The following is a 12,486-nucleotide window of genomic DNA, read 5'->3' on the forward strand; positions in this document are numbered from 1 at the left end:
GGTTAGTGGACGGCGGGGGTGGCGGTGAGGGTTTCGGTGGTGGTGTCGAGGGTGGCTTCGGTGCCTACGGGGACGGTGAGCTGGCCCGGACCGTGGCCGATGGGCAGGCCGCCGAGGACCGGGACGCCGAGGTCGCCCAGGCGCTCGGCGAGCACGTCGGCGACGGTGACCGACCAGCCGTCCGCGCAGTCGGTGAACTGGCCCACCGCCACCCCGGCCAGCCCGTCCAGCGCGCCGGCCCGGCGCAGCTGGGTGAGCATCCGGTCCACCTTGTACGGCGGTTCCCCGACGTCCTCGACCAGCAGCACCGCCCCGGTCAGGTCCGGCATGTCCGGCGTGCCGAGCGACGCCACGATCAGGCAGAGGTTCCCGCCGAGCAGCCGGCCGGTGGCCCGACCGGGCACCCGCACCGGATAGGTCTCCTCGCCGGGCACCGCGGTCACCGTGACCGGCTCGGTGGTCATCAGCGCGGCGTGCAGGGACTCGGCCGACCGGGGCGGGGTGCGGTCGTCCGTCCAGGCCGCGCCGGGGCCGTGCACGCTGGCCAGCCGGGCGCCCCGCCAGAGCGCGAACTGCAACGCGGTGATGTCGGAGAAGCCGGCCACCACCTTCGGGTCCCGGCGTACGGCGGCCATGTCGATCGCGTCCACCACCCGCTGCGCGCCGTACCCGCCCCGGGTGCAGATCACCCCGCGCACCTCGGGGTCGGCGAACGCCGCGTTCAGGTCGGCGGCCCGCAACTCGTCCGCGCCGGCCAGGTACCCCTGCCGGGCGTACGCGTTCGGCGCCAGCTTCGGCCGCAGCCCCCAGCCGGTGAGCAGCTCGATGCCGCGGGCCACCCGTTCCGGCCGGGTCGGCCCGGACGGCGACACCAGCATCACCGTGTCACCGGGGCGCAGCACCGGCGGGCGGAGGACGGACGGCTGCTCGGGCGCGGTGTGGTCGGGCACAGCGGCAGAGCCTAGTCGCGCCGGGGACTCATCCGGCGACGTACCGCTGCGCCCACTCGCCGGTCGGCGGGATGGGGGTGATGACGTCGATCAGGACGCCGTCCGGGGCGGCCAGGATGAAGTGCCGCTGGCCGAAGTCCTCGCTGCGCAGCTCCAGTGCGACGGGGAGGCCGGCCCGGACGGCGAGGCGCTCCCACTCGGCGTCGACGTCGCTCACCTCGAGGTTGAGCAGCAGCCCGCGCACCGGGGCCCGGTACGCCGCCGGCAGGGTCGGGTGCCGGTGGTCGAGCAGGGCCAGCTCGTACTCCGGCGGGCCGGGTCGGCGCAGGCTCACGTACCAGTCGGCTTCGAAGGTCGGCTCGAAGCCCAGGTGTCCCTGGTAGAAGTCGCGGGCCTCGGTGAGCCGGTCGGTGCAGACGACCGGATAGAAGCTGGTCAGGTTCATGGCGGAGCCCCTTTCGCATACCATCGGTATGCGAAGGACGCTAGTTCGCGTACCGTTGGTATGTCAATGGAGGGTCGAATGACGCAGGGGATCCGGGCCCGGCAGCGCGCACAGACCCGGGCGGCGCTGGTGCGCCAGGGGCGGCGGCTCTTCGCCACCCAGGGCTACGCGGCCGTCGGGCTGGCGGAGCTGGTCCAGGCCGCCGGGGTCACGAAGGGCGCGCTCTACCACCACTTCACCGGCAAGCCCGACCTGTTCCGGGCGGTCCTCGCGGAGGTGCAGCAGGAGGTCGCCGACCGGGTGGCGGCCGCCGCCGACGCCCACCACGACCCGTGGTCCCGGTTCACCGCCGGCTGCCGGGCCTTCCTCACCGCGAGCACCGATCCGCAGCTGCAACGGATCATGCTGGTCGACGGCCCGGCGGTGCTCGGCTGGAACGAGTGGCGCGCGCTGGACGAGGCGACCTCCGGCCGGCACCTGGCCGAGGCGCTGACCGAGCTGGTCGACTCCGGGACGATCGGCCGGCAGCCGGTCGCGCCACTGGCCCGGCTGCTCTCCGGCGCCATGAACGAGGCGGCGCTCTGGCTGGCCGGGACGACGGATCCGGCCGCCCTCGACGACACCTGGGCGGCGCTGTCCCGAATGCTGGATGCCCTGCGCACCCCGACCCCCGCCCGCTCCGGCGGGTGACGGCACCGGCGTGCGCGTGGCGCGCGTGGAGCCGCTCCGGGGTTCGACGGCGCACCGGCTAGCCTCGACGGCGTGGCAACCGCGCTGGTGATCGAGAACGACCCGACCGACGACGCCCGCCGGCTGGGCGAGTGGCTGACCGAGGCCGGGCTGGAACTGTGGGTGGTGCGGCCGCACGCCGGTGACGAGCTCCCCGCCGACCTGGCGGGGTACGCGGCACTGGTGGTGCTCGGCGGCGAGCAGCAGGCGTACCCGCTGCCGGACGGATCACCGGGCGCGCCCTGGTTCCCGGCGGTGGAGGGGCTGCTCCGCAAGGCCGTCCGGCACCGGGTGCCCACCCTGGCCATCTGCCTGGGCGCGCAGCTGCTGGCCACCGCGCACGCCGGTCAGGTGGAGCGCAGCCCGTCCGGGCCGGAGATCGGCCCGGCCGTGGTCGGTCGTCGGGACGCCGCCGAGGCCGACCCGCTCTTCCGGTACGTGCCGCTGATCCCGGACGTGCTCCAGTGGCACGCCGACGAGATCACCGAACTGCCCCGCGGCGCCACCCTGCTGGCCGCCTCCACCCGCTACCCGCACCAGGCGTTCCGCCTCGGTGACCGGGCCTGGGGGCTGCAGTTCCACATCGAGTGCGACACCGCGATGATCGCCGACTGGGCCACCGACTCCACCATGCTGGCCGAGCTCGGCTACGACCCGGAGCTGGTGGTGGCCGCCTGTCACGGGGTGATGGTCGACGTCGAGGAGGTCTGGCAGCCGTTCGCCGCCCGGTTCGCCGCGCTGGCCCTCGGCGAGCTGGACGACAGCGGGCCGCGGCGCAGCCTGCCGCTGCTCGGGCAGGGATGAGCCGGCCGACCAGGGCCGCCGGGCGGCTGGCCCGCTACGGCTTCGGGATCGGCGAGGACGACGGCGGGGCGCGGGCGGCCGACCTGCTCGGCCCGGACGGGCTGGGCCTGTGGCGGCCGGACGCCCAGGAGCCGACGGACGAGCCGGCGGCGGAGCTGCTGGCGGCGCTGTCCCGGGCCGCCGACCCCGACCTGGCACTGCGCCAACTGCACCGCCTGGTGGAGGCCGAGCGCCGGGCGAGCGCGACCGACAACCGCGCCACCGGCAACCGGGCCGCGGCCGCCGCCGGACAGCGCGGCGGCACCGGTGGGGCGGCGCACCCGGACGGCGGCGGCGCGGCGGAATCCGTAGCCGGGATCGGCGCCGGGTCGGCGCTGCTGGCCGCGCTCGGTGACGACCCGGGGCTGCGGCGCCGGCTGCTCGCGGTGCTCGGCGCCTCGTCGGCGCTCGGCGACCACCTGGTGGCCAACCCGGACCAGTGGACGGCGCTGCGCACCGCCCTGGACGGGCTCGCGCCGACCGCCGAGGGGCGGCTCGACCTGACCGGCGACGGCAACCCGATCGCGGTGCTGCGCCGGGCGTACCGGCTGGCGCTGCTGCGGATCGCGGCGGCCGACCTGACCGGCGGGCGGGGCCTGGAGCAGACCATGGCCGCGCTCTCCGCGCTGGCCGACGCCACCCTCGCGGCGGCGTACGGGATCGCGGTCGGTGAACTGCCGGCGGGCACGGCCCAGCCCCGGCTGGCCGTGGTGGCGATGGGCAAGTGCGGCGGCGACGAGCTGAACTACGTCTCCGACGTGGACGTGATCTTCGTGGCCGCCGAGGACGCCGATCTCGCCGCGGCGACCACGGTCGCCACCCGGCTGATCCACATCTGCGGGCTGGTCGCCTGGCCGGTCGACGCCGCGCTGCGCCCGGAGGGCAACCGGGGGCCGCTGGTGCGTACCCTCGCCAGCCACCTGGCCTACTACCGGCGCTGGGCCCGCACCTGGGAGTTCCAGGCCCTGCTCAAGGCCCGGCCGGCCGCCGGCGACCTGGCGCTCGGGCGGGAGTGGATCGACCAGCTCGCCCCGCTGCTGTGGCGGGCGGCCGAGCGGCCGGAGGCCGTCGAGGACGTCCGTGCCATGCGCCGCAAGATCATCGACAACATCCCGCCGAAGGAGCTGGAGCGCGAGATCAAGCGCGGCCCGGGCGGGCTGCGCGACATCGAGTTCGCGGTGCAGCTGCTGCAACTGGTGCACGGGCGCGGCGACGAGTCGCTGCGGGTGCCCGGCACCATCCCGGCGCTGCGCGCGTTGGTGGCCGGCGGCTACGTGGGGCGGGCCGACGGCGAGGCGCTGCTGCGCGGCTACCGCTTCCTGCGCACCGTCGAGCACCGCCTCCAGTTGCAGGGCCTGCGCCGCACCCACACCGTGCCGGCCGAGCCGGTCGGGCTGCGCTGGCTGGCCGCCGCGCTCGGCTACCAGGCCACGCCGGGCCGCAGCGCCGTCGAGGAGTTCCGCGCCGAGTGGGTCACCCACGCCACCGAGGTACGCCGGCTGCACGCCAAGCTGCTCTACCGGCCGCTGTTGGAGTCGGTGGCCCGGGTGCCCGCCGACGGGCTGCGGCTGACCCCGGAGGCGGCCCGGCACCGGCTGGAGATCCTCGGTTTCGCCGACCCGGCCGGGGCGCTGCGCCACCTGCAGGCCCTCACCGGCGGGGTGAGCCGCACCGCCGCCATCCAGCGCACCCTGCTGCCGGTGCTGCTCAGCGAGTTCGCCGACGCTCCCGAACCCGACCGCGGCCTGCTCAACTACCGGCAGGTCTCCGACAAGCTCGGCAGCACCCCCTGGTATCTGCGGCTGCTGCGCGACGAGGGCCCGGTCGCCCGCCGGCTGGCCCGGGTGCTCTCCTCCTCCCGATACGCCGCCGACCTGCTGGCCCGGGAGCCGGAGGCGCTGCGCCTGCTGGCCGAGGAGAGCGAGCTGACCCCGCGCCCGCGGGAGGTGCTCGGCGAGGGGTTCGCCGCCGCGGCCGCCCGGCACGCCGACCCGGTCGAGGCGACCGGGGCGGTCCGCGCGTTGCGTCGCCGGGAACTGGTCCGGCTGGCCTGCGCCGACGTGCTGAGCCGGGCCGGTTCGCTGGCTCCCGCCCCACCCCGACCGGACGGCGCGGGACGCGCCGCGCCGGCGCTGACCGATGTCACCGCGGTCGGCGCGGCGCTGGCCGACGTCACCGACGCCACGCTGGCCGCGGCGCTGCGCGTCGCCCGGGCCAGCCGGCCCGAGCTGCCAGGGCTGCGGTTCGCGGTGATCGGCATGGGCCGGCTCGGCGGGTACGAGTCGAACTACCTCTCCGACGCCGACGTGCTCTTCGTCTACGACCCGCCGCCGGGCGCCGCCGAGAGCGCGGCCAGCGCTGCCGCGCACGCCGTCGCCGAGGAGCTGCGCCGGCTGCTCGCCCTGCCCGCCCCCGACCCGCCGCTGGGCGTGGACGCGGACCTGCGCCCGGAGGGCCGGCAGGGGCCGCTGGTCCGCAGCCTCGCCGCGTACGCCCAGTACTACGCCCGCTGGTCGAAGGTGTGGGAGGCGCAGGCGCTGCTACGCGCCCGGTTCGTCTGCGGCGACGCCGACCTGGGCGCCGAGTTCGAGGCGCTGGTCGACCCGGTCCGCTACCCGGCCGAGGGGCTGACCCGCGAGCAGGTGGTGGAGATCCGCCGGATCAAGGCGCGGGTGGAGCACGAGCGGCTGCCCCGCGGCGCCGACCCGGCCACCCACACCAAGCTGGGCCGGGGCGGGTTGGCCGACGTCGAGTGGGCCGTACAGCTGCTCCAGCTGCGCCACGGCGGGGCGCACCCGGCGCTGCGCGGCACGCGTACCCTCGACGCCCTCGCGGCGGCCCGGGACGCCGGCCTGGTCGACCCGGCGGACGCCGCCGCGATGGCCGCCGGCTGGACCCTGGCCGCGCAGGTGCGCAACGCGCTGATGCTGGTCCGCGGCCGGGCCGGCGACCAGCTGCCCCGGCACGGGGTGGAGCTGGCCGGGGTGGTCCGGCTGCTCGGCCGGGACGATCCCGGCGAGTTCCTCGACGAGTACCTGCGCACCGGCCGGCGGTCCCGGGCGGCGATGGAACGGGTGCTCGATGCCTGAGGCGCAGGACAGTCGCCCTGCCCATCGATCACCGCGGATCGTTCTTCCGCTGCTCACCGGGCGCGCCTGGCTGCCCGCGGCCGGCACGGCGCTGCTGCTGGCCGTGGCGTTCCTGCTCGCCCCGCCGATGGGCACCGACCTCGCTGCCCAGGTGGCCCGGGCGGAGTTCGCCGACCGGTACGGCACCCCCGTCGACCTCGGCTGGTACGGCGGCGTCGACCAGTACGGTTACAGCCTGTTCGTTGCTCGCCTGGCCGCCTGGACCGGGCCCCGGCCGCTCGGGGCGGTCGCCGCGGTGCTCGCCGCCGGGGCGCTGGGCTGGCTGTTCGCCCGGCACCGGGCCCGCCGCCCCGTGCTGGCCGGGGTACTTGGCGCGGTGGTTCTGGTCGGCAACCTGGTCAGCGGCCGGATCACCTTCGCCGTCGGGCTGGCGCTCGGCCTGCTCGCCCTCTGCGCGGCCTCCGCCGATCGACCGGCCCGCCCCGGGCGGCTGGTTCTGGCCGGGCTGCTTGCCGCGCTCGCCACCTGGGCCAGCCCGGTCGCCGGGCTGTTCACCGGCCTGGCTGGCGCGGCCCTGCTGCTGGCCAGCCTGCGCCGGATGCCCGGCCCGGGCCGACCGCTGCCCGGCGGCTGGCGGGTCGACCGCCCGCTCGGTGAGGGACTGACGCTCTGCCTTGCCCCGGCGCTCGCCCTTGCCCCGATGGCGCTGCTGTTCGGCAACGGCGGCACCCAGCCGTTCAGTGCCGAGTCGATGCGGATCAACGTGGCGCTGGCTGTGGCGGTGTTCTTCGTGGTGCCGCGTCGCCGTCGGGTGCTGCGGGTCGGCGCCACGCTGACCGTGCTGCTGCTGGTCGCCGCCCAGGCGGTGCCCAGCCCGATCGGCTCCAACGCGCTGCGGCTGCCGATGCTCTTCGCCCTGCCGCTGCTCGCCGGCTACGCTTCGCTGCCCGGCCCGTGGCTGGCCGGGCTCCTTGCCGCCTGCGTCTGGTGGCAGAACCCGGTGATGACCAGCGACCTGGCCCGGGCCGGCTCGCCGGAGAGTGCCGCCGCGTTCTACCAGCCGCTCGTCGACGAGCTGGCCCGCCGGCAACCGGTGGGCCGGGTCGAGGTGGTGCCGCTGCGCGACCACTGGGAGTCCGCGTACCTGCCGGCGACCGTGCCGCTGGCCCGGGGCTGGGAGCGGCAGGTCGACACCGACCGCAACGGACTCTTCTACGCCGACGACCTGACCCCCGAGGAATACGCCAGGTGGCTGCGCCGGGAGGCGGTCGAGTACGTCGCGCTGGCCCCGGACAGTCCGCCCGACCGGTACGCCCGGCAGGAGGCTGCCCTGGTCGCCGCCGGTCAGCCGGAGCTGCGCGAGGTGTGGCGGGACGACACCTGGCGGCTCTACGCGGTGGTCGACCCGACCCCGCTGGTCGGCGCACCGGGCCGGCTGGTCAGCTCCGGTCGGTCCGCCGTCCGGTTCGTCGCCGACGCCCCCGGCGACGTGCCGGTGCGGGTGCGCTGGTCGCGGTGGCTGTCGCTCCAGGGGGCCGGCGGGTGTCTGCGGCCCGGCGCGGACGGGTGGACCGAGGTGCGGGTCCGGGTGCCAGGTCAGTTCTCGATCTCCAGCAGCCTCGCACCGGCGAACCACTGCTAGTGGGGCCGGCCGCCCACCACGCCCGTGGCGAACCCGGATGCCGGCCGGGACCAGAGTGAACCGCTGGCTGTCGCCGCGACCTCGAATGGCGGCTGCCGGACGAGGCGTGATCGGGGGCAGATCGGGTAAGCGCCGGCCCGCTGACCGCCGGAGACAGGCGGTGCCGAGAAGGAGAGGATGACGCGGCATCGGCCCTGACCGTCGCAGCCCCGCCACCCGTCGGGCGGCAGGAATGATCCTGGCGTGCGGGCTGGCCGCCGCTCTGCTCCGGTTGCCCTTCCTCTGGACCGGGCTCGGCATGGACGAGGGGGGCTACGCGCACGTCGTACAGCAGTGGTCCCGGGGTGCCCGGTTGTACGGGGAGGCGTGGCTCGACCGCCCGCAGGGGCTGCTCCTGACGTACCGGCTCCTGCTCTGGCTCGATGACGACGGGTGGACCATCCGGCTCGGTGCGGTGCTCGCGGGCCTGGGCATCACGGTGCTGGTCGGACTGATCGGTTGGCTCCTCGTGGATTCCCGGACGGGGGTGGCCGCAGCAGGGCTGTACGCCATCGCGGGAGTCGCCCCGAACATCGAGGGGTTCACCCTCAACGGAGAACTCCTCGCCAGCTTCCCGGCGACCCTGGCCGTGGCCGCTGCCCTGCTCTGGCTCCGGTACCAGTCGGCGATCTGGCTCGTCACGGCCGGCCTTGCGGCGGGCGTCGCCATGACGATGAAGCTGTCCGGCCTGGACGGGATAGCCGTCGGTCTGGTCGTGGTCCTGCTCCGTCCGCGGTCCGGCCGGATCATCGGGTCACCCCAGGCGCTCTTCCTCGGTGCGTCCGCCGCACCAGTCGGGTTGTCCGCCCTGCACGGCTGGCACCTGGGCTGGCGCGAGTACTGGACGGCGCTGGTCGGCTACCAGTTCAGCGCAATGGCCGAACCCGCCGCCGGACCCGCCGCCCGCTGGGCCGACTTCACCGGCAGCCTCGGTCCGGCCGCCCGGGACCTGGCGGTGGTGGCGGGGGCGGCCGCCGTCGGACTCTGGCTGCTGCGCGGCGCACGGCCGGCGAGGCGCGTCCTGCTCGCCTGGCTCGGTGGCGCGGCCCTGGGTGTGAACGTCGGTGGCTCGTACTGGCCGCACTACTACGTACAGCTGCTTCCGCCGCTCACGGTGGCGGCCGCAGCAGCGGTCGCCGCTGTCCGCCGGCCCCGGCTGCGGGCAGCGGCAGCCACGACGGTCCTGCTGCCCCAGCTCATCTGGCTCGGCGCGTTGGTGCCGGCCACCGCCGAGGAACGGCAGCAGCGGATCCCCTACCACGGCCTCGCCCGTCGGGACGAACGGATCGCGGCGGCCATCCGGGCCGAGACGGTGCCGGACGACCGCATCTTCGTCCTCATCTCCAGGAGCAACATCTACTTCCTCGCGCAGCGAACGACCGACTACCCGTACCTGTGGGGCAAGCCGATAGAGAAGATCCCCGACGCGCTGCCCCGCCTGCGGGCCATGCTCGACGGTCCGCGGCGCCCGGCGTTGATCGTGCTGGACAGCGACCCGGGAAGGGTGGACAGATCCGGTGAGCTGAGCCGGATCCTCGCCGAGCACTACCGCGTCCGGCGGGTGGTGGAGGGCGTGCCGCTACTGACCACTGCCTAGGTCTCCAGGGGGCCGCCGGCGGGCCGCCGCAGCGGAGCGTCGGGCCGTCCGCCGGAGACAACTCCTGGTCCGGTGCTCGCCGTCGGCGACCGTACTGGCAGCATGTCGGCGTGCCCCACCACCTCGCGCGCTGGACCGGTCTCGCGGGTTCGGCGCTGCTCGCCGTCGCCGCGTTCCTCGGCGGCGCGCTGCCCGACGGAAACCTGCGCCCCACCCCGGTGAGCATCTGGCAGGGCCCGAACGGGCCGCTGATCATCGCCGCCTGGCTGGTCGGCACCGCGCTGATGGCGTACGCCTGGTGGACGCTGCGCGACCGGGTGCCGTCGGCCCGCTGGGCCCTGGTCACCGTCGGGCTCTGGCTGCTGCCGCTGCTGTTCGCCCCGCCGCTGGGCAGCCGGGACGTCTACGCGTACGCCTGCCAGGGCGCCAGCTACGCGGCCGGGATCAACCCGTACGAGCAGGGTGTGTCGGCGCTGCCCTGCCCGTGGCTGGACACCATCTCCTACATCTGGCGGGACACCCCGGCGCCGTACGGGCCGCTGTTCGTGGTGCTCTCCGGCGCGGCGGTCAAGGCGACCGGGTCGCTGACCGGCAGCATCGTGCTGTTCCGGCTGATGGCGGTGGTCGGGGTGGCGCTGACCGCGGCCTGCCTGCCGGTGCTGGCCCGCCGGTGCGGGGTCCCGGCCGGGCGGGCGCTCTGGCTGGCGCTGGCCTGCCCGCTGGTCGCCGTGCACCTGGTCTCCGGCGCGCACAACGACGCGCTGATGGTGGGGCTGCTGGTGGCCGGGCTGGCGGTGGTGGTGTCCCGGCCGGGTCGCCCCGGCCCGCTGCTCGCCGGCGGTGTGCTGCTCGGGCTGGCCGGCGGGGTCAAGGTGACGGCGCTGGTCGCGGTGCCGTTCGCGGCGCTGGCCGCGATCGCCGGGGCGTACTCGATCCGGGCGCTGATCCGCGACGGCGGCTGGGTGGTCGGCGGGGCGGTCGCGACGGTGGCGGGCGTGACGCTCGCCGCCGGCCTGGACTTCGGCTGGATCGCCGGGCTGGAGCAGGGCGGCCTGGTGATCGCCTGGACCTCGCCGTCGACAGCGGTCGGGCAGACCGTGGGCTACCTGGCCGTGCCGTTCGGCTGGCACGGTGATCCGCTGCCGGTCACCCGGGGCATCGGGATGGCGGTGCTCGCGCTGGTGCTGGTGTGGCTCTGGTGGCGGGCCCGCGCCCGCGACCCGCTGTGGCACGCCGGGCTCGCGCTGGCCGCCACGGTGGCGCTGGCCCCGCTCTACCACCCCTGGTACTGGATCTGGCCGCTGACGGTGCTCGCGGCCACGTCGCGGCACCGGATCGGCTGGTTCACGGTGGTGGCGCTGGTCTCGTCGTTCCTGGTGCTGGCCGACGGCACCGGCCTGCCGAGGTTCACCAAGACGGTCGGTGCGCCGCTGATGACGCTGTTGGTGATCGTGGTGGTGGTCCGCTTGGTACGGTCGGCTCGGGCGGCCCGCCGGCCGGTCGCCGTCGACTGAGGGAAGGTGCGCCGGTGAGCGATCCCGGCGCCCCACCCGCCCCGCCGTCACCCGACGCCCCGGAGCCGCCCGACGCTCCGCCGTCGGGTGATTCGCCGTCACCCGGTGCCGCCCGGCTCGCCCGCTGGGCCGGCCTGGCCGGGTCGGTGCTGTTGGCGGTCACCGGCTGGCTCGGTGGGGCGCTGCCGGGCACCGCCACCGCGCCGACCTGGCGCGCGGACCGCGGCCCGCTGGTCGTCGCCGGGTGGCTGGTCGGGACCGCGCTGCTGGTCAGCGCGTGGTGGGCGCTGCGCCGGGGCGCCCCGTCGACCGGGTGGGCGTACCGCACCGCCGGGCTCTGGGCGGTGCCGCTGCTGCTCACCCCGCCACTGGGCAGCCGGGACGTCTACTCCTACGCCTGCCAGGGCTGGGCGTACGCGCACGGCGTCGACCCGTACGCGACGGGGGTGGCCGGGGCGGGCTGCCCGTGGGTGGACGCGGTGGCGCCGATCTGGCGGGACACCCCGGCCCCGTACGGGCCGTTCTTCGTGCTGCTGGCCGCGCTCGCGGTGACCCTGGGCGGGGGACTGGTCGGCACCCTGGTGGTGCTGCGGCTGATCGCGCTGGCCGGGATGCTGCTGACCGCGCTCTGCCTGCCCGGGCTGGCCCGGGCCGCCGGGGTGCCCACCCGCCGCGCCGCCTGGCTGGTGCTGGCCTGTCCGCTGGTCGGGGTGCACCTGCTGGCCGGCGCGCACAACGACGCGGTGCTGCTCGGCCTGCTGACGTTCGCCCTGCTGGTGCTGGTCCGGCTGCCCGGGCGGCCACGGGCGCTGCTGGTCGCCGGGGCGCTGCTCGGGCTGGCGGTGGCGGTGAAGGCCACCGCGCTGGTGGTGCTGCCGTTCGCAGGGCTGGCCGCGGTGCACGGCCGCTACACGCTCGGGGCGCTGCTGCGGGCCGCCGGTTGGCTGGCCGGCGGGGTGCTGGCCGCGCTCGCGGTCACCGCGCTCGCCGCGGGGCTCGGCTTCGGCTGGGTCGGTGGGCTGGCCCATAGCGGCGACTCCGAGCAGTGGACCTCACCGCCGACCGCGGTGGGCTTCGTCGTCGACTACGCCGGCGCGCTGGCCGGCCGGGACCCGCGCGCCGTGCCGGTGACCCGGGCGGTGGCCCTGCTGCTGCTCGCCGTGCTGCTGGTGGTGCTCTGGTGGCGGGCCTGGCGGGCGCTGCGCCGGTTGAACGACGTCCGGCTGCGGGTGGCCCGGATCGAGGCGGCCCGCCCTCGGGTGGCGCTGCGCTCCGCCGGGCTGGCCCTGGCCGCCACCGTCGCCCTGGCCCCGGTCGTCCACCCCTGGTACCTCACCTGGCCGCTGGCCCTGCTCGCGGTCGCCGCGGCCCGGACCGTCTGGTTCGCGCTGCCCGCTGCGCTCGCCGCCTTCCTCACCCTGCCCGACGGCACCACGCTGGCCCGGTTCAGCAAGGCCCCGGGCGCGATCGCGATGACCGCGCTGGTCCTCGCACTCCTGGTCCTGACCGTGACCCGGGTTCGAGCGCCCCGCGCCCACGCCTCCGGACCCCCGCCCGGTCGGCCATGAGGTCGGCGGATCGACAGCGCCGCACAGCTCCTCCTGACCGGCGGGCGGGGGCAGGGGCGGGGGTCAGCGG

The 12,486-nt window shown here is 76.2% G+C and carries 9 protein-coding genes; 7 read left to right on the forward strand and 2 right to left on the reverse strand.

The features are described from left to right. Positions 1–2 precede the first annotated feature (2 nt). Complete coding sequence (locus DLJ47_RS00200; protein ID WP_109898100.1) at positions 3–878, reverse strand: S66 peptidase family protein; 876 nt, start codon at positions 876–878, stop codon at positions 3–5. A gap of 100 nt (positions 879–978) precedes the next feature. Next, the gene (locus DLJ47_RS00205) at positions 979–1,395 is read right to left on the reverse strand and encodes a VOC family protein (protein ID WP_109898093.1); all 417 of its coding nucleotides are present in this window, start codon (positions 1,393–1,395) and stop codon (positions 979–981) included. Positions 1,396–1,473: 78 nt separating this feature from the next. On the opposite strand from DLJ47_RS00205, the gene DLJ47_RS00210 reads away from it, so the two are divergent. From DLJ47_RS00210 to mptB (DLJ47_RS00240), 7 genes are all read left to right on the forward strand, one after another. After that, a complete protein-coding gene (locus tag DLJ47_RS00210; RefSeq protein ID WP_109898094.1) occupies positions 1,474–2,085 on the forward strand; it encodes a TetR/AcrR family transcriptional regulator in 612 nt (203 codons plus the stop codon). Between the two features lie 72 nt (positions 2,086–2,157). Continuing rightward, positions 2,158–2,928 (forward strand): type 1 glutamine amidotransferase, encoded by a 771-nt coding sequence (locus DLJ47_RS00215; protein ID WP_109898095.1) that lies wholly within the window; start codon positions 2,158–2,160, stop codon positions 2,926–2,928. Further along, positions 2,925–6,056 (forward strand): bifunctional [glutamine synthetase] adenylyltransferase/[glutamine synthetase]-adenylyl-L-tyrosine phosphorylase, encoded by a 3,132-nt coding sequence (locus DLJ47_RS00220; protein ID WP_109898096.1) that lies wholly within the window; start codon positions 2,925–2,927, stop codon positions 6,054–6,056. Before DLJ47_RS00215 ends, DLJ47_RS00220 begins: the two co-directional genes overlap by 4 nt. Then, the gene (locus DLJ47_RS00225; protein ID WP_233257584.1) at positions 6,049–7,698 is read left to right on the forward strand and encodes a hypothetical protein; all 1,650 of its coding nucleotides are present in this window, start codon (positions 6,049–6,051) and stop codon (positions 7,696–7,698) included. The genes DLJ47_RS00220 and DLJ47_RS00225 overlap by 8 nt, the downstream gene beginning before the upstream one ends. Positions 7,699–7,930: 232 nt before the next feature. Continuing rightward, on the forward strand, positions 7,931–9,334 hold the full coding sequence (locus DLJ47_RS00230) for a hypothetical protein (protein ID WP_109898097.1): 1,404 nt from the start codon (positions 7,931–7,933) through the stop codon (positions 9,332–9,334). Between the two features lie 110 nt (positions 9,335–9,444). After that, positions 9,445–10,848: a polyprenol phosphomannose-dependent alpha 1,6 mannosyltransferase MptB gene (gene mptB, locus DLJ47_RS00235; protein ID WP_109898098.1), complete on the forward strand. Its 1,404-nt coding sequence runs from the start codon at positions 9,445–9,447 to the stop codon at positions 10,846–10,848. A gap of 134 nt (positions 10,849–10,982) precedes the next feature. Further along, positions 10,983–12,416 carry a polyprenol phosphomannose-dependent alpha 1,6 mannosyltransferase MptB gene (gene mptB, locus DLJ47_RS00240; protein ID WP_158289752.1) on the forward strand — a complete coding sequence of 478 codons (1,434 nt, stop codon included), beginning with the start codon at positions 10,983–10,985 and terminating at the stop codon, positions 12,414–12,416. Positions 12,417–12,486: the final 70 nt, after the last annotated feature.

Source organism: Micromonospora sp. S4605 (assembly GCF_003176715.1).
In the GTDB taxonomy this organism is placed as follows: domain Bacteria; phylum Actinomycetota; class Actinomycetes; order Mycobacteriales; family Micromonosporaceae; genus Micromonospora; species Micromonospora echinaurantiaca.

Excerpts from the sequence above, each read along its gene's own strand:
- DLJ47_RS00200 (WP_109898100.1), bottom strand. The coding sequence starts at position 878 with ATGCTGGTGTCGCCGTCCGGGCCGACCCGGCCGGAACGGGTGGCCCGC.
- DLJ47_RS00205 (WP_109898093.1), bottom strand. The coding sequence starts at position 1,395 with ATGAACCTGACCAGCTTCTATCCGGTCGTCTGCACCGACCGGCTCACC.
- DLJ47_RS00210 (WP_109898094.1), top strand. The coding sequence starts at position 1,474 with ATGACGCAGGGGATCCGGGCCCGGCAGCGCGCACAGACCCGGGCGGCG.
- DLJ47_RS00220 (WP_109898096.1), top strand. The coding sequence starts at position 2,925 with ATGAGCCGGCCGACCAGGGCCGCCGGGCGGCTGGCCCGCTACGGCTTC.
- DLJ47_RS00225 (WP_233257584.1), top strand. The coding sequence starts at position 6,049 with ATGCCTGAGGCGCAGGACAGTCGCCCTGCCCATCGATCACCGCGGATC.
- DLJ47_RS00230 (WP_109898097.1), top strand. The coding sequence starts at position 7,931 with ATGATCCTGGCGTGCGGGCTGGCCGCCGCTCTGCTCCGGTTGCCCTTC.